Here is an 18,299-nt window from a genome sequence, read left to right on the forward strand (position 1 = left end):
TTTATGGAATAAATCCCAATTCTTTTGCTTTTTCTAGTGCTTTAGCTTTAGAAGCTTCATCTACGCTACCATTCACGAGGTTATTGTGTCCGAAGACTTTTTTATTACCTCCAATTTCTACAAGATTTACTTGTTTCGCTTCTCCCGGTTCAAAACGCACTGCCGTACTTGCAGGGATATTAAGACGCATTCCAAAAGCTTTTTCTCTATCAAATGTCAATTTCTTATTCACTTCAAAAAAATGAAAGTGAGAACCTACTTGTATTGGTCTATCACCAGAGTTTTTCACCTCTATGGCAATGGTCTTTTTCCCAGCATTACACGCTACATCCTCCTTTCTAAGGATGATTTGCCCTGGAATCATAGCTCCAGATTTTCCTGATGAGGCTTTGCCTTCTACTTTTTTAAACTTATCCATTACTTAATTGGGTCGTGAACGGTTACTAATTTATTTCCATCTGGGAAAAGACATTCAATCTGTACATCGTGGATCATTTCTGGAACACCTTCCATTACTTGATCTCTTCTGAGTAATTTGGTTCCCCATTCCATCATCTCAGAAACAGACATTTTTCCATCTCTTGCGGCTTCCATCAGTTCGCTAGAAATGTAAGCAATACACTCAGGGTAGTTTAGTTTCACCCCTCGTTTCAGTCTTTTTGCTGCCAATTCACCCGCTTGGTGTAGCAACAACTTTTCTACTTCTCTTGGTGTAAGTCTCATATTGTTTCTATATTTTCTTTTTCTATTTTTTTATCTCGTGATAAAGATACTTATTTTTATTTGATTTACAAATACTTTCGCTTTCAGCTACCTCTTTTCTATTCTGATTTTTATCACCAAAGGCTTCTCCAAAGCATTCCTCCATCCATCATCCTCTATTTAGCATCTAAAATATTTTAAAATTCACTCATTTACAATCAATTAAAGTGAAATCGTTTACTTTAGATATGAAACGCCAAAATACAAACAAAGGAGAATTGTGCCTTATAAAAGTAGAGTCAAAATGTTTTATTTAACACTTTTTAACATATTAAATCACAAATACTTCTGAAAACCCTTTAAAACCGCTGATAAAGAAAATGAAATTTCTTAAAGAGGATTAACAAATTTACTGGAACATAAAAAAAAACAACCGCTAAGAATCGCTAAGCTTTTTGTACAGAAGTAAGAGGAACAACAAACAATCTCTTTCCTTCTCGGGTTTCAATCAGCTCAAAGTCCATTTCGTAAACTTGTTGTAAAAAATCAAGATGAGGTACTGTGGAAAGTGTAGAACCTAATATTTTTTGGTCTTTTAAGTAAAATACCTCATCGGCATATTGATGTGCCAAAACAGGGTCGTGCATAATAGCAATCACCGTATAACCTTGCTCTTTGAGGGTTTTTAGACGATGTAAAAGATGATGCTGATGCGGTAAATCCAAATGATTGGTAGGCTCGTCCAAAAGAATGATGCGAGGATTCTGCACCAAAATCCTTCCAATGAGCACCATCTGCTGTTGCCCTCCCGAAAGGTGATGAAACGGCCGCTCAAGCAAATGCTCTATCTCCAGTTGCTGTGCAACTTGCTGTACTTTTTCCCAATCCTTAGCTGAAGACGAAAATCGTGAATAAGATGCTCTGCCCGTAAGCATTATTTCTTTGGCGGTAAACGGAAATATCGAGCTAAAGCTCTGGGTAAGGAATCCTAAAAGTGAGGTATTTTCATTTTTCTGGTATTGTTTCAATATTTCAGATTTTGCCTTTCCGAAAAATTTTATTTCACCACCATCTGCCTTTAATAATCCTGAAAGAATTTTAAAGAGTGTAGATTTTCCACTGCCATTAGCCCCTAGCAAAACGGAAAATTTCCCCGAAGGGAAAGCGACTTCCACTTCGGATAAAACTTTCACATCTCCATACGATGCCGAAAGCTGATGCACTTCTATGGCGTTTTCTGATTCTTTCATCTTAAAACCAATTGAGTTTATTTTTTTTCATCAGATAAATAAAAAACACACCTCCTAAAATCATTGTAAAAATCCCTATAGGAACTTCAAACTCAAAAAGAGTTCGTGAAACATTATCTATTATCAATAAAAAAGTACCACCAAACAATATACTGCCAGGGATTGTAATGTTGTGATTAGCCCCCGCTACCATTCTCACAATATGAGGCAAAAACAGTCCATACATACTGATAATCCCCACAGCAGAAACCGAAGCCGCCGTCATTACCGTAACAGCAATAAAGAGCAAAACTTTATCCACAAGAGGATTTACGCCCACTGCTTTTGCAGTATCATCACCCAAAGCAAGGAGGTTCATCCGTTCGCGTAGTGCAAAAACCACCAGCATCGCAATGCCTATCGGAAACAAAGCGGTATTAAGCTCCTTCCACGAGGCAGCGTGTAGATTCCCCAAAGTCCATTGTACGATAGCGGAAAGTTTAAACGGGTTTACGATATATTGTATCGCACTAAGTAATGCCGTGAAAATCCCAGAAACTATCATCCCCGAAAGCACCACAGATACGATACTGTGAACGCCCTTGTTATTACTAATGAGAAAAGTAAATAATACCGATAAAACAGCGAATGCAAATGCCGTAACATTGGTGTTTAAAAAACCAAATGCCAACGACAAAGAGGCTCCAAATGCTGATGCTGAAGATATGCCTAAAATATAGGAATCTACCAACGGATTTTTGAGAATTCCTTGCAATACCGTGCCCGAAACGCCCAATGCTGCCCCGATGATAAAGGTGAGCAATACCCTTGGCAAACGAATATTCCAAAGGATATTATTAGCGGTTTGCCAATATTGCAATTCTGCTTGATGCAAGGGGGCGCCCGAAAGTTTTTTCAGGACAATGGGGATATATTCGCTCAAAGCAGCCTGCTCGCTGGAACCTACAAACAAGGATATAACCACCACAGGCAACGGCAAAAGATAGAATAATATGAAGACCAGTGTTTTGTTCATTGTTTAAAAATGAAATTTCTCGCCTCTTTCTTTTCCATAAAGCTTTTGCAAATAAGATTGCTCCATTTGCTTCACTTCCTCTTCGGTTTTTAATTGGTATGCCCAGTTTTGAATCCTAAGCGTAGTCAGTAAAGCCTTTAAAGTATGAGGATTGTAGAAAAACATCGGCAATAGATTGTACGCTTGGCGGTTTTTCACCGCTTGAACCGATTGTAATTGCGGGTGTTTGTAAAACAACTCTGGACTATCATTCCACATATAAATCACATCAGGATTCCAAGATACCAAAGTCTCTGGGTTGATATTCGGTACATCAATCTTTGACGCTACTACATTCTTCACGCCAGCAAATTCTAAACATTGCCCCATCATACTTCCCGTACCTGCGGTGGTAAAAATTCTGCCGTTTGCCCAAGAAAAATAAGCCTTTTTGGGTGTTATATTTTTCGTGTTGTTTTGTAGCTTTTTAAATTCCTCTTTTGCAAAGTCCAGCAGCTCTTGGCTTCGTTTTTCCTTTCCTAAAAGTTTTCCCAAATCTTGAATTTCCTTTTCAGTATCGGCATAGGTCTCCGAACGCCCAATGTAAACCGCTATCCCCATATCTTGCAAACTGCTCACCACAGATTCTGGGATATTGTAGCCCACCACCAAATCTGGGTTCAGAGCCACCACGCTTTCTATATTGAGGCTTTCTTCATCGCCTGGTGTTGCCAGCGTTTTATTGTTCACCCTATCATCTATCAAGCGAAGCTGATGAAAGGTATCTTCATTAAGATACAATTTAGACGAAATGCCCACCAAAGCGTCTTCCGACTGCAACATATACACCGCATCTAGCAATGGCTCAAAAAGCACCACCACCCTTTGGGCAGGTTGATTCAGCTGAACAGCATTCCCTTTGGCATCGGTTACAGAAATGGCGGCGGAATGCGTAGCCTGAGTGTCTTTTTGCCCACAAGCTGATAAAAGTATAATCGCAAATAATAGATTTAATATTAATTTCATTTTCATCATTTAATGGTTTTAATTATGCAGATAAGCATTGGATTTTTAGTTAATGTTGCTCGTGAGATTACAAACAACCTTGTTTTTCCTTTCCGTAGTCCTTCTTTTATTTCAAACACAATGCGGAAAATTAAAGTATAAATTTTCAATATAATTTTAATCTTGTTTTAAATAAATTAACTATTAAATTAATTCATTTGAATTATTTAAAAATCCAAAATCAATTGGTGCGTCATCTTGCTTCAAAACAAAATGAAAGACCTCCGTTTTGTTCAACTTAAAATACCGCCTACTGCTTTTCTGTTGTAGTTGCAATATTAATAAAATATTCTTTAACTTTGTAGCACTAATTATAAAAATCGTAACACGATGTCAAAAGTAAGATTCGGTGTGAGTTTGGATGAAGAGGTGCTCAATACCTTAGACAATTTTGTTGTAGAGCATCAGTTTCCCAATCGCTCACAAGCCATCAGGCACTTGATAGAAAGCAATTCTATTGAAAATAATTGGAACAAAAACAAATTGGTTTCAGGGGCTATCATCCTTTTATTTGACCATCATAAATCGGATATAGGTGTAAAAATGACGCACATTCAGCATCATTTTTTTGAGGAAATTCTTTCATCTCAGCATTTTCATCTAGACCACGATAATTGTTTAGAAATCATTGCTGTGAAAGGCAAAGCGGAAAGGCTTACCGACCTCGCCAAGCAACTCATCAGCCTAAAAGGCATTATCCACGGGAAACTGGTAACCAGCAAACTTATTTAAAACTTAAAAAGTGGTTGATAGTTGTCAGTTCTCGGTTGATGATCCTCTATTAATTTTTAGTGGTTAATTGTCAATTGTTAATTAGTGAAAACTCAAAATTTAGAAAAAAAATAATATAAACACTTCTTCCCCCTTCGGGGGTGAGGGGGATAACTCAAAACTTTTTTTTAAAAAAAACTACAATTTATGAACAAAATACTTATTCCTATTCTATTGTTATCCGCTTCTGCAACGGCACAACATATCGAAACCCAAAAAGATTCTGTACAAACCATTGCAGAAATCATCATCAATGCAGAAAAGAAACTACAAGTGAATCATTTGGATATCTCTGGGCTAAAAGCACCAATGTCCATCAATGTGATGCCTCATAGCTTCATTGAAGAACAAAATATTACCAAAATGGAAGATGTGGTACAAAACATTCCAGGGGTTCATTCGGTGAATCAATACGGAGGATTTCAGTTTTTCAATGTTCGTGGGTTTGATAATTTTGTGATTCTCAATAACGGTGTGAGAGATGAAAGGCATAACATTACCCAAAGTGCCCCATCTACCAACCTTGCCAATGTAGAGCGAATAGAGTTTCTAAAAGGCCCTAGTGGAGATATCTTTGGGCATTCTGCATTGGGTGGCATCATCAATATCGTGAGAAAAAAACCTTCGGCAAGCCTTAAAGGAAATGCTGCGGTTACCTACGGAAGTTATGATACTTATTACTCTACTTTTGGAGTGGGTGGCCCTATTTCTAATAAACTGAGATATCGCATAGATGCTGGTTTTAACAAATCTAATGGCTGGCGAAATGTCCCAGAAAATACCAATAATATCTCGGCAACCTTTCAATATCTTGCTTCGCCAAGAACGGAATTTGAACTTTATGTACAATACAACAAAGACCATTATGGCGGCGATGCAGGAATCCCTACAGACAATCACGGTGATGTCATTTCGGGGATTGATTATCAAAAAAACTACACCAGCCCGTTTGACTATATCAAAAACAAAAGAACCGAAATTCAGGGGAAATTCACCCACCGTTTCAATAACAATAGCAAACTCACAAATGTTCTCTCGCATTACAGAGACAACATTGATTATATGATGGATGAAGTGCTGTTTTTCAACCCGAATCAACAAACCATTTCGTTTTATAATGGGGAATACCATTTCAACCACCTTACGCGTCCTACCAGCAATCAGTTGCACTATCATTTCAATTTTGATTTAGGGAGAACCAAACATCAGTTCCTTGTGGGCAATACCATATCTTATCTGGACAGAAAAACCATTTACAGAGATGTGCACACCTCAGTAGCTAACACAGATATCCCCGTGGACAATTTCCATACTATGGGAAACAAATACCTTGGTGATGCGTGGGGTATTTTGAAAATCAATGAATTGATGATTGGAACTTATTTCAGCGATTGGATACAGTTTTCGGAAAGATTACAAGCCTTGGTAAGTCTTCGGTACGATTATTTTTCAGGGAAATATATGCCGAGACAAGCTCCTTCAGCTCCAGAGCAATTCAACAGAGATGAGTTTAATAATTTAACTTACCGATTAGGCATTTCTTACCAGCCCATCCCTGAATTATTGAGCGTTTATGCTTCTACATCCAATTATTTTAAGCCAATGCGTTCGCACAACCATAGAACTAATGAACCTTTCAAACCAGAACGAGGCTATCAGGTGGAAGCTGGTGCAAAATGGTCTAAGCCTAAGCAATACAACATCCATCTGGCGGGGTTCTACATAGAGAAAAACAATGTTTTGGTAGGGCATAATATCATCTCCCAAGTGGGCGGTGCTGCGTCTAAAGGATTTGAACTCGATGCCGATTGGTCGCCAACCCGCCAAGTGTATTTAAAATTAGGCTACGCCTTTACCGATGCTAAATTCATCTCCAAAGGACAAAGCACCGAAAGCCAAGACATCATTGGCAACCGCACTCCGTGGACACCAAAACATACCTTCAACTCGTGGCTGAATTATGAATTTGACCACCAACTAAAAGGTTTCGGTGTGGGTATTGGCGTGTACTATGCGGATAAAACTTATCAAAACCAGTTCAACACCCAGACTTTGCCTTCCTATGTTTTAACCAACGGAACAGTGTATTACCAAACGAAAAGTAAAGTTCGTTTTGGTTTGAATGTAGAAAATATTTTCAATCAATTGTACTTCCGAAGTGCATTGTCTAATAACGATTTGTACAGCAACGACCCTGCTCACGAAGTGTATCAATCTGCAATGCAAGCCTACCTAGGACGCGGACGCAATGTGAGAGCAACCATTAGTTATCAGTTTTAAGCAACAATGGCTTCCTAAAAATTGGAAGCCATTACTATACATATTTGTACTACTTTTTTTTTACATCGGGTTATAATAATGATTTAATATACCCTTTCTATCAATGCCATATAGAAGCCATCATAGCCTTCACTTGGCATTATTTTTTCGTCTTTCACTAATTTAAAATCAGGGTTTCTTTCTAAAAAGATGGTGACTTGCTCATTATTTTCAGAAGGTAAAATGGAACAAGTGGCGTAAATCATCTTTCCTCCTTTTTTCAATATTTTAGAGTAATCTTGCAAGATGCTTTGTTGCTCTTCCTTGATGCGATTGATAAAATCTTGGTCTATTTTCCATTTGCTATCAGGATTTCTCTTTAGAACACCTAAGCCAGAACAAGGTGCGTCTATCAGAAGCCTATCAGCTTTTTCGTGAAGGCGTTTGATGACTTTATTATCAGAGATAAGGCGTGTTTCTATATTGTGAGCCCCTGCACGCTTTGCTCTACGCTTTAGCTCGGCGAGTTTCCAATCAAAAATATCCAAGGCTATGATTTGCCCTTTGTTTTTCATCAAAGCAGCAAGATGAAGGGTTTTCCCTCCTGCTCCTGCACAGGCATCTACTACGCGCATTCCTTCTTTTACATCTAAAAGGTGGGCAATTTTCTGCGAACTGGCATCTTGCACTTCAAACCAACCATCTTTGAAAGCGGAAGTGAGGAATACATTTTTCTTTTCAGCCAATTGCACCGCATCTGGATAGTGGCTTAGTGGCATAGCTTCTACATTTTCTTCTTTCAGCTCTTGGACGAGGTCTTTCACCGTAATTTTGAGTGTATTGGCACGCAATACCGTAGGAGCCTGCTCATTGAGGGCTTTCATTTCTTTTTCCCAATGATTGCCCAACTCTTTCTCTAAGGTCTCTGCCAGCCAATCTGGAATAGAGTGCTCTATCGCTTTGGAAGGGAAGGTATTTTTGTCTAATTTTTTCAGAATATCTGCGATTTTAATCCCTTCAAATTCTTCAAATTTTTTATATTTGGTTTTACTCCACAGAAGATACGCCAAGATTAGCTTGTAGATATTGCCAGGCTTTACCCCTTCGCCCATATAGTATTCTAAGCGTTTTTTCCAACGGATGATGTTGTAGAAAATTTCAGAAACGGTTTTTCTATCTTCGCTTCCCCATTTTTTATGAGCTTTCAGCAATCGTTCTATAACTTTGTCTGCGTATTTATTTTTTTCAAAAAAGGTTTCTTTCAGAGCATCGTGAATACCGATGAGAAGATTGCGATGTATTAGTTCCATAAAAATTGTTTCTTTTTGTTGCGTTTTAGCATTGTGCTAAATCATTTTGCAAAAGTACGGTTTATTTTTAGAAGAAAAAGGCAGGATTTTCCATTGAATCCTACCTCTTTTATTAGTCTTTTTTATTTTCCCGTTCTGCTGCGTATTTCTTCGTTGGCATTTTCACTTTTCCTTATGGATTTCAGTTTTTGATTTCCAAAGTTGTAGGTGATGGAGAGGGCATAGCTTCTCATATTAGAATTTTGCCAAACATTATTAAAGTGTCCATTTTGGAAATTGCGAATGGTGATTTTCCCCATACTATTGAATATATCATTTACGCTGGCTTTGAAGGTCCAATCTTTCCAATTTTTCCTTAATGAAATATCTAATCCTTGTATAGGTTTTAGTTTTCCAAGCTCCATATTCTGGGAAGAAACATAGACATAATTCATCCCCAGCCAAAGGGTTTTGTTTTTATCTAAACCAACCTGATTATTGGTACTGATGACAAAGAAAGAGGAAGTCCTATCTAAAACATAAGGCGTAAATTTCTCTTGAGTAATAGGGTCTGTATCTACTTTTCCTTTGAAAATATCGTGTACTATAGTAAAGGTATAGTTGGCAACCCATCTATTTTTGAAGAATGTTTTTTGCATTCCCAGCGTGGCAGTCATCTGTTGTTTAGAGCCATAATTGGTACGGATATAGCGTATGGTATTATCTCTTTGCAAGGGAATCTGGGTGCTCTCATCATCATAATAGCCGTATCCCAAAGAAAGGAAATAAGCCTGTCGGTACATATAGGTCAGCTCTTGGATGTAACTTTTGATAGGCAGTAGAAAAGGGCTGTTCTGAATATAGTTGGTATTAGTAACATAGGTTCTCACAGGGTTAATTTCCCAGAAAGATGGTCTTCCCACTCTGCTACTGAAGTTATAAGACAGATTGTGCTGGTCACTGATGTTATATGCCAAGTTCAAGAAAGGAAGAAGATTGCCGTACTGATTTTTAAAGTGATAAAAATCTCCCACCTTGCCCAGTACATCGCCTTTGGTATGGGTCAATTCATAGCGTAGCCCTATTTTGGAACTGATTTTCTCGCTCAACATTCTTTCATAGTTGGCATAGAGGGCTCCTACATTTTCTTGATAGGTAAAGTGATTACTTTGCTCATCATCTTTTACAAAGTGGATGCCATCTCCTTTTTCAAAATAAGTGTTATTATCAGTTTTGGTAAAGTTATAATTTCCGCCGATGGACAGTGTAGATTCATCTTTAAATTTCTTAATCCAATCGGTTTTGAAAGAAACATTATCAATAATTTGTGGCAAAGATTGATTGAACCCATACAGCAATGCCATAGAAGACGCTTGGTAATTTCTATTCTGCTGATGTTGCTGGTTCTCATAGTGCATATAGGCAGCTTTCAGCATCAGTTTACTCCCTTTGTCGTCTAGTTTCAAATCATAATTGAGCCCTATGGAAAAGTTTTTAGTATTTTTCGTGGAGCGGTTTTCCATTAAAGTAGATTCTTGAAAAAGACTATTAACAAAGGTTTCATTGTAAAACTTCATGATATCATTATTAGAATCGGAGAAGTAGCTATTGAGCGTCCAGTTGAGGTAGCTTTTATCCGTTAAATCATAATCCAAAGAAGCATTAAGGCTGAGGTCCTTTTTAGGAGTGATGCTTTCTCCAACGCTCTTGGTGCTGATGCTGCTGGAGCCGCTTTCCAAGACCATATCTTGTTTGTTTGTAAAATCACTATAGCCTATATTAAAGTTTCCTGCCAGTTTATTCTTTCGGAAGTTGAGGTTTACATTAGAATTACTGTTATTATAGACTCTTTGGGTGTTTTCCAGCTTCAGAGTGCCATTGTAGCCATCGGTGGTTTTCTTTTTCATCAGAATATTCACGATGCCCATTCCAGAAGGGATATCATATTCGCTACCAGGGGTAGAGATGACTTCTATCTTGGAGATGTTTTCCGCAGGGGTGCTTTTTAGAAGTTGAAGAATAGCATCGCTATTCATATTACTTGGACGCCCATTGATGTAAAACACCACGCTGTTTTTACCTAATATTTTAAAATCTTTATCATCGGTAGTGCTTACGGTAGGGGTTTGTTTTAGCACTTCAAAAGCGGAGTTCCCTTTGGTAGAGGGCGTTGCAGAAACATCAAACACCAGACGGTCGCTTTTATGCTGCACCACCTTTTTAGTAATGGTAACGCTTTCTATTTTCTTGGTAGATAGGCTATCTTTCTTAGGCTGTTCTTGTGCCGTTAGGATTACAAATGATAGCATTGCGGTAGTGATGATTAGTTTTTTCATAATTTTGATTTAATGTTTAATAAGGTATTTAAGTTTTCTTTCTTCTTTCTTCCTTAATTAAGACAACTGAACGAGCCGTTTCATTACATCTTGAATGATATTTTTTCAGTAAAAGAATGGGCGTCAATAATGAATATTTCAAATTTTAATCTTATCTATTGAATAGTGTATCTCTCCTGAGGTTTAGTATAGATAGACTTTTTAATAGTAAATGATGTTTTTTGAATTTTAATCTCTGCCGTTTCTCCGCAGAGGTCTGCCATTCTTCGGGAGAGCTCTACTATTGTTTGGGAGACCTTCACTATTCTTCGGGGGAGCTGTGCTAAGGTTTGGGAAATCTGCACTATGGTATAGGAAAAGTGGCAGAAGATGTGGCAGATGTTCACCGTATGGGTGGGGATAGGCAAGAGAAAAGCCAGATGGTTAGTTTCGTTAATGGTTATCAGTAGTTAGTTTAATATGGATAATCATCTGACTTTTTTCTCTTCTATTTGCTGGATAAGCTATAAAATCTGCTGTTAAAACTCTTTAGAAAGCTCTTTTAAGTCTTGTTCTAAGTCTTTCATATCTTTTTCCAGATTTTTCATTTCGGTTTCCACTTCTTTTTTAATGTTATCTACATCTTTCCCAATGATTTTTTCAGCCTCTTTTTTAGAGTATTTTTTATTATCTATAATAACGCTGTCTTTATCACTAAAGGAAAGTGTTTTGCCATTGATGGTAATTTTTCCGTTGTCTATGGAGATAGAACTAGAGCTACTGCTATTATCCTGTGCATTAGGGTTGCTAAAATTTTCATCATCATCGATGTCAATTTTATCCGAGAGTGAAATGACCGAAGTATTTTCAGGAACCACCAATTCATAATCTACATTATAATCTCTGAAACGGTGCTGGTATGGATACTTTATAAAGTTAGGAAGCAATATTTTATTACCGATAATCTCTACAGGGATATTCATTTCCATTGGCACATTATACCCTTTAGCATTTTTCTTCACGATGAGGTAAGGGGTTTTTACATCAGCCTTTTGGGTAATTTCTATATCGGGATGATCACCTTCGAATACTATCTTTTTATCCGAGAATAAATCCGAATCGTAAGCGGTCAATTTCTGAGGAATTTCTACTTTTTTCAAATCTACATAGAGGGTATCTCTATCGGTATTGATGGCAATCTCCTCCGTGTCTTCCTTGTAGCCTTTGTAGAGCATATCGTTCTTGGCAATGGCAACCCCGAAATAAGTTCCCAAGCCTAAAAGTACCACAAATAGTCCCCCCAATACAAAACCTAAGTTTCGGATTTTAGTCTTTGGCGAAAGAAGTTTGATGGACAGTAATCCAAACAATAAAGTAGGGATTAAAATGCCTATGGTCATCAATATTTTGAGAAGGAAAGAGGTTTGGTCTTCAAAGATATAATCTAATTGATTGAACCCTTCCATATTATCAATACCGAAAAGTCCGAAGATGGCAAAGATGCCCAAGAAACAAGATATTGCCATAAAGGCGAGAGTACCTCCCAACACATAGCGAACTACATTCCAGATGCCTTGCCCTGCGGAATTGATGTAGGGTTTGTTTTCGTTATACAGTTCACCTACTTTTTGGGAAGAATCGTTGGCAAATTTTAGCAGTTTATTGGATTCCTCTTTCAGAGTGTCAAAATTCACGGGTTGTCCTTTCATTTTCAGAAAGTCTGATGCTGTTTTAGCCGTTGGCAATACAATCCAAAGGATGATATAAACAATGATAATGAGTGTGGTAGAAACCGCTGCAGTAAAGATACCCAAGAATGCCATTCCTAGCCAGATGGCACGCATTAGGCTGACATCTAAGCCCACATACTGAGCCAAGCCAGCACATACCCCTGCAATTTTTTGCTGAGAAGGGTCGCGGAAGAGTTGTTTTTGCGCTGTGGTGGCGTTGGTTTTAGTTTGTTGAGAAGAGTATTCAGAGAAATAAGCATCTTCTTGCTCTTCTATTTGCTCTGGTTTTCCTATTTGGGCGATAACGCGTTCTACATCTTCTGTATTGAGGACTTCTCTCTTGCCCAGATGTTCTTTAAAAATTTCCACCATTCGGATTTCGATATCGTGCATTACTTCATCGGCTTCGTTGGCATCCAAAGTATTTCTGAGGGCAGCGAGATAATCGCTCAACTTGATATAGGCGTGTTCTTCTATGATGAAAGAGAAACCTGCGAGTGCTATGGAAAGTGTCTTGTTCATAATGGTAATGTTTTTAGTTTGGGTTTTGAGTGATTTGATTGACGGAGCTGGTAAGTTCGTTCCAAGTATTCTGAAGTTCTTGCAAGAATATTTTACCTTTATCGGTAATTTGATAGTATTTTCTTGGAGGACCTCCCGTGGATTCCTCCCATCTGTAAGAGAGAAATTCTCCATTTTTCAATCTGGTGAGTAAAGGGTAGAGTGTGCCTTCCACAACGTCCAATTGTCCTTTTTTCAATTCATCTATCAGGTCAGAAACATACATTTCCTTTCTATTGATAAGCGAAAGAATGCAGAACTCCAAAATACCCTTTCGCATCTGTGCTTTCGTATTTTCGGTATTCATATTTTTTAGGTTTGTTAAATTTTAATTGTTCTTCTTCTCTTAATTACATCGCAAAGATATAAAAATAAAATAGTAACTTGCAATACAAAGTAGTATATTTATTTTTAATCAATTGAAAATCAAAGCTAATATTTTTTACAAGGTAGTGTATAAAGTGGTTTTTATTGAGGGTAAAGAGGAATCTAAAACAAAGTAAATCTTCTTAATCCTCCAATTTCCAATCTCTAACCTCTAATTTCTAACCTCCAACATCTAATTTCTAACATCTATAATCAAAAAAACTTTATTTTTGCGATATGAAAATAAGTCAATTAAAACACGCTATACTTATTCTTTCGGTGGCTGTACTCGGAGGATGTGCTACACAGAAGAAAACAACTGTTAAAAAAACAACACCTGTTGTAGCTCAACAAAAGCCTATTACAAAACCTGCCGAAAAACCCAGAGCAGAGAAACCTAAAGCTGTGAAGCAATATCAATTGCCTTCGGTGAATAGAGAGTTTCGTGCCGCTTGGATTGCTACGGTGGCTAATATCAACTGGCCATCTAAAGGCAACTATAATACAGAATTGCAAAAAGCGGAAGCCATAAGAATCTTAGATATGCTGCAAGAAGCCAATTTCAATGCGGTGGTATTTCAGGCAAGACCTTCGGGAGACGCTTTGTATAAAAGTGATTTAGAGCCTTGGTCTTATTTTCTTACAGGGCAGATAGGGAAATCGCCTTCGCCGTTTTATGACCCACTAGAATTTTGGATTTCAGAAGCACACAAACGCGGAATGGAACTTCACGTATGGCTGAATCCTTATCGTGCTCACCATTCTTCGGGAGGAGCAGTTACAAGTAAAAGCATTGTGCATCAGATGCCTGAATCTATCCATCGTTTACAAAATGGGATGTATTGGATGGACCCGTCTGATCAACAAGTGCAAAATCATACTTCCAGAGTGATAAAAGATTTGGTAAAACGCTATGATATAGATGCCATTCATATTGATGATTATTTCTATCCTTATAGAGATTATAACGGTGGTAAGGATTTCCCCGATGCTAAAACTTGGAAAGCTTATCAGAATGAAGGAGGAACACTGTCCCGAGCAGATTGGAGAAGGGCTAATGTCAATAAATTTATCAAAAGGATTCACGATGAAATCAAAGCAGAAAAGCCATTTGTAAAATTTGGTATCTCGCCATTTGGAATTTGGAAACCTGGCTATCCTAAAGGAATTACGGGGTCATCTCAGTATGATGAATTGTTTGCTGATGCCAAATTGTGGCTCAATGAAGGCTGGTGTGATTATTTTGCTCCACAGTTGTATTGGAAAGAAGGGGGAGCCCAGAGTTTCTCCGCACTTCTAAAATGGTGGAATGATGAAAACTATAAAAACATCCATCTTTGGGCAGGGCTTAATACTATTGGTGTAAAATCTAGCGATCGCCCAGCGGAAATTGTAGGGCAAATCCGTACCACTCGCTCGCTACTAGGGAAGAAAGCGGGGGAAATCCATTATAGTATGGATGGGATTTCTAAAAGCCCAGCGATGCTCTCTGCTCTGAAAGACGCTTATAAAGAAAAAGCCCTAGTGCCCGTTAGTCCTTGGCTGAAAGCGGAGGCTATCGTAAAGCCAGAACTCACAGCTAGAAAAATAGGGAATAATCTGGAAACGAGATGGCTATCCCGAAACGAAAAGCAGGTAAGAGCTTGGATTTTATACGCCAAATATGGCAACCAATGGGAAACCGAAATTTTGACTGCAAAGGAGCAAAACAAACTATTGCCAATGCAAAAATATGGACGAAATCTAACGGATGTTGCCATCAAAGCAGTGGATAGATTGGGCAACGAAAGCGACTATGATGCAGTGGAAGTGCAGTGATTTTTTTTAAATTTTGAGTTTTGAGTTTTGAGTTGGTTGACAGCTAACAATTTATCATTAACAATTAACATCTTCGCGTTTCTTGGCGTCTTAGCGGTGTTTTTTTTACCACAAAGGACACAAAGGGCTTATGCAGAGGACAGAATCAGCCTTCGACTTCGTTCAGGCGGATCGACTTCGCTCAGGCTGACAATTTGTTCTTTGAACTGTTTCAAAGCTTATGACTTACGGCTTAAAGCCTATTGCATAATTTAAGATGAACTTCATAAAAAAAAATAAAGCCAGCTCACAATTAGTGAAAGCAGGCTTTTTATCTCCTAATACGCTTGAGCTTTGCCTAGAAGAATCTCAATATGTGACAGATTATGTTTACAATTCCAATTTTCCATCGGTGTAGAACTGAAGTAGCTTCAGATTAAACATAAAATTGTATTTCGTTTGGGCTACAGTGCCTTGGGCATTGGCAAAGTTATTTCTGGCAATATTAAGGTCATAGATGGTAGAACGCCCCGCTAGATAGCTTTTTTCTGTAAATTCTAATGCCAACTTAGAGCTTTTTTCGGCTTCTAAGGCGGCTAGGTGATTTTCATAATTGGCTTCTAAATCAAAGAAAACTTTTTGGATGCTTTGCAGTAATTCTTGCTTCTGTAATGCTAAATTGTTTTTGGCGATGGCTTCATTTATTTTAGCCTGTTCTACTTGCAGCTTGGTATTTCCTTTATTGAAAATTGGGATGTTAATGGATAACCCCAGTTGCTGGGAAAAATTGTTTTTATACTGCTCAAAAAAGTTTTTCTCTTTGATGATATTCCCGAAAGCATCCATCCCCGTGATATCGGTGACCAAAGAATTGAAGTAGAAAGAGCCCAATCCTGCATTTGCCGTTACAGTAGGTAGGAAATTGGTCTTAGCAATTTCGGTTTCGGTTTCCGCTATTTTAATTTTTTGCTCAGCAGATTTTATTTCAGGTTGCTGGGTATAGGCATTGTTCAGTACTGTTTCTAATGACTGTTGCTGTGCAGGGTCTAGCTGGTCTTGCAGGAGAATATCTTCCACATCAAAATCTTGATAATCCTTCAACTGAAGCAGTTGGGCTAAGGCAAAAAGATTCCGCTTGATGTCTATTTCTGCGGTTTTATAGTTTTGTTTTTCTCTTGCTAATGCTGCCTCTGCTTCTGCCAATACCGTCTGTGCTGTGGTGCCTACTTCTGTAGTGATTTTGGCTCTGTCATAGAGTTTCTGAGCGTTTTCTAAGGCACTGGTATTGATTTTTAGAATTTCCTTATTGAGTAGAACAGCCAAATATTGCTGTACAATTTGTAAGGAAATATTATTCTTCACGGTTTCCAAATCGTGTAGAGCCACTTCTACATTAAACTGACTTCTTCGGACTTGCTTCTCCAATCTTTTACCATTGTAGAGCAATACATTGGCGGAGATATTAGCGCTATTGTTAAAGTTATCATTTCGTCCAATGCTGCCTTGGAAGCCTTGGGTCTGTCCAAAGCTTACAGAGTTGTTCACATTAGCACCTACTGAGGGCAAGTATTCATTTTCTGCTATTGCCAGATTTTTGTCTTGGATTTGTTTCTGATATTGGTTGGAAATAATCTGAAGGTTGTTGTTTAGTGCATAATCCACGCACTCTTTCAGAGACCATTTCTTTTGAGAAAATGCCCAGAAGGAGGATAAGGAGAATAGTATAACGAATGTTTTTTTCATTGGAAGTTGGGGGTTAGAGGTTAGAAATTAGAGGGTTAGAGGTTAGATTTTAGATTTTTACTTTTTCTCTTTTAGGGCTTCTTTGTCTTTATCGCTAGGGTTCCATACTTTCACCTCAGAATCTTTGGTTAAGCCAGAAAGAATTTGAACATTGATACCATCGCTACCGCCTAGTTTTACGAATACTTTTTTAAACTTACCATCGGCTTGTTTCACTTCTACGAATGGAACATCTTTTCCATCTTTTTTCTCATACTGTACCAAACTTTCGTCTAAAAGCAAGGCATCTTTATGAGAACTAAGCACCACCTCTCCATTGGCAGAAAAGCCAGCACGGATATACTCGTTATCAGGGTTGAAAACATCACCTTCCACAGGAAATTTGATGGTGCCACTTTCTTCCTTTCCTTTAGGGGCAATCATCGTAAGTCGCCCAGAGAATTTTTTGTTTTGAAGAGCCCCGATGATGATGTTCATAGGCATTCCTTCTTTCAGTTTTCCTGCTTGGGCTTCGTCTATATTGCCTTCAAAAATCAAGGAATTGAGATTGGCTACAGAAGCAATGGTAGTCCCAGCATTGAAGGAATTGGCTTCTATCACCTGCTCACCCACCTTTACGGGTACTTCTAGTACGGTGCCCGATGCCTTGGAACGAATTTGCGTAGTGGCAAGGTTTTGAAGCTCTGGCGTAACGCCTGTTCTGGCAATTTGCAAACTTTTCTGTGCTGTGGTCAGTTGCTGATGGGCATTTTTCAGTTGGATTTGAGCCGACTGCAATTGTTGTTGGGAAGTGAGGTATTCTTGTTTCGAGATAACGCCCTGCTGATACAGTTTTTGTTGCATTTCAAATTGTTTCTGCTGATTGCTTAGGTTCAGATTAGCATTGCTGATTTGTAGATTGGCGTTGTTCACCTCCTGCTGAGCGGCATTAACACTTTGTACATTCGGTACGATTCTAAGGGTTGCAATGAGCTGACCAGCCGTTACCACATCGCCTTCTTTCACCAAGATTTTATCCAAAATACCTGGCATATTGGGTTTTATTTCAATTTCCTCTCTCGGAACAATTTTCCCCGTTGCCATCACTTTGTCTTCTAGGGTTTGTACAAAAGGTTTTTTGGTAAGAAACTCTTCTTGCTTTTCAGAATTGGAGCTGATGAAATAGTTCAGTACGGCACCCAAAACTCCAAGTCCTACAATACCTAGCACAATGTATAGTGCTTTTTTAAATTTGGATTTTTTATTCATTTTTTTTAATTGTTAATGGTTAATTATTAATGGTTAATTGATTTCAATCAACCTTGTTTGTGATTTCCTAATACTGTATTTTATTTAAAACAACTTTGTTTTTCCTTTCCTTCCGTTGCATTTGGTTATAATCAACCTTGTTTGTCCTTTCCTGCGGTTGAATTTGGTTATAAACAACCTTATTTCTCCTTTCCTGCGATTGCATTTGG

Annotated in this window: 15 protein-coding genes; 3 read left to right on the forward strand and 12 right to left on the reverse strand. The window is 38.1% G+C overall.

The genetic code is table 11. The features are described from left to right. Position 1: 1 nt before the first annotated feature. From ureB to ACFFUE_RS08680, 5 genes are all read right to left on the reverse strand, one after another. On the reverse strand, positions 2-418 hold the full coding sequence (ureB, locus tag ACFFUE_RS08660) for an urease subunit beta (protein WP_376834484.1): 417 nt from the start codon (positions 416-418) through the stop codon (positions 2-4). Continuing rightward, a complete protein-coding gene (ureA, locus tag ACFFUE_RS08665) occupies positions 418-723 on the reverse strand; it encodes an urease subunit gamma (RefSeq protein WP_376834487.1) in 306 nt (101 codons plus the stop codon). Before ureA ends, ureB begins: the two co-directional genes overlap by 1 nt. A gap of 425 nt (positions 724-1,148) precedes the next feature. Beyond that, complete coding sequence (locus ACFFUE_RS08670; protein WP_376834489.1) at positions 1,149-1,952, reverse strand: ABC transporter ATP-binding protein; 804 nt, start codon at positions 1,950-1,952, stop codon at positions 1,149-1,151. A 1-nt stretch (position 1,953) separates the two neighbouring features. Beyond that, positions 1,954-2,967, reverse strand: a complete 1,014-nt coding sequence (locus tag ACFFUE_RS08675; protein ID WP_376834491.1) for a FecCD family ABC transporter permease — start codon at positions 2,965-2,967, stop codon at positions 1,954-1,956. Positions 2,968-2,970: 3 nt separating this feature from the next. After that, positions 2,971-3,972: an ABC transporter substrate-binding protein gene (locus tag ACFFUE_RS08680; RefSeq protein ID WP_376834493.1), complete on the reverse strand. Its 1,002-nt coding sequence runs from the start codon at positions 3,970-3,972 to the stop codon at positions 2,971-2,973. Between the two features lie 369 nt (positions 3,973-4,341). On the opposite strand from ACFFUE_RS08680, the gene nikR reads away from it, so the two are divergent. Both nikR and ACFFUE_RS08690 read left to right on the forward strand, forming a co-directional pair. Further along, a complete protein-coding gene (nikR, locus tag ACFFUE_RS08685) occupies positions 4,342-4,743 on the forward strand; it encodes a nickel-responsive transcriptional regulator NikR (protein WP_376834495.1) in 402 nt (133 codons plus the stop codon). A 186-nt stretch (positions 4,744-4,929) separates the two neighbouring features. After that, positions 4,930-7,062, forward strand: a complete 2,133-nt coding sequence (locus tag ACFFUE_RS08690; protein WP_376834497.1) for a TonB-dependent receptor — start codon at positions 4,930-4,932, stop codon at positions 7,060-7,062. 83 nt (positions 7,063-7,145) lie between these two features. Here ACFFUE_RS08690 and ACFFUE_RS08695 read toward each other — a convergent pair whose 3' ends face one another. From ACFFUE_RS08695 to ACFFUE_RS08715, 5 genes are all read right to left on the reverse strand, one after another. Next, on the reverse strand, positions 7,146-8,351 hold the full coding sequence (locus ACFFUE_RS08695) for an RsmB/NOP family class I SAM-dependent RNA methyltransferase (protein ID WP_376834499.1): 1,206 nt from the start codon (positions 8,349-8,351) through the stop codon (positions 7,146-7,148). Positions 8,352-8,473: 122 nt separating this feature from the next. Then, on the reverse strand, positions 8,474-10,666 hold the full coding sequence (locus tag ACFFUE_RS08700; RefSeq protein ID WP_376834501.1) for a TonB-dependent receptor domain-containing protein: 2,193 nt from the start codon (positions 10,664-10,666) through the stop codon (positions 8,474-8,476). Positions 10,667-10,821: 155 nt separating this feature from the next. Continuing rightward, positions 10,822-10,968: a hypothetical protein gene (locus tag ACFFUE_RS08705; RefSeq protein ID WP_376834503.1), complete on the reverse strand. Its 147-nt coding sequence runs from the start codon at positions 10,966-10,968 to the stop codon at positions 10,822-10,824. Between the two features lie 216 nt (positions 10,969-11,184). After that, complete coding sequence (locus tag ACFFUE_RS08710; RefSeq protein ID WP_376834506.1) at positions 11,185-12,897, reverse strand: PspC domain-containing protein; 1,713 nt, start codon at positions 12,895-12,897, stop codon at positions 11,185-11,187. Positions 12,898-12,910: 13 nt separating this feature from the next. Next, positions 12,911-13,243, reverse strand: coding sequence for a PadR family transcriptional regulator (locus tag ACFFUE_RS08715; protein WP_376834508.1), 333 nt, complete (start codon positions 13,241-13,243; stop codon positions 12,911-12,913). A 296-nt stretch (positions 13,244-13,539) separates the two neighbouring features. On the opposite strand from ACFFUE_RS08715, the gene ACFFUE_RS08720 reads away from it, so the two are divergent. Continuing rightward, positions 13,540-15,120, forward strand: a complete 1,581-nt coding sequence (locus tag ACFFUE_RS08720) for a glycoside hydrolase family 10-like protein (RefSeq protein ID WP_376834510.1) — start codon at positions 13,540-13,542, stop codon at positions 15,118-15,120. 369 nt (positions 15,121-15,489) lie between these two features. Here the strand turns inward: ACFFUE_RS08720 and ACFFUE_RS08725 are convergent, their stop codons facing one another. Beyond that, positions 15,490-16,842 (reverse strand): TolC family protein, encoded by a 1,353-nt coding sequence (locus ACFFUE_RS08725; RefSeq protein WP_376834512.1) that lies wholly within the window; start codon positions 16,840-16,842, stop codon positions 15,490-15,492. 57 nt (positions 16,843-16,899) lie between these two features. After that, on the reverse strand, positions 16,900-18,090 hold the full coding sequence (locus ACFFUE_RS08730) for an efflux RND transporter periplasmic adaptor subunit (RefSeq protein WP_376834514.1): 1,191 nt from the start codon (positions 18,088-18,090) through the stop codon (positions 16,900-16,902). Positions 18,091-18,299 lie beyond the last annotated feature (209 nt).

Origin of the sequence: Bergeyella porcorum, assembly GCF_042427575.1 — a bacterium.
Lineage (GTDB): Bacteria > Bacteroidota > Bacteroidia > Flavobacteriales > Weeksellaceae > Bergeyella > Bergeyella porcorum.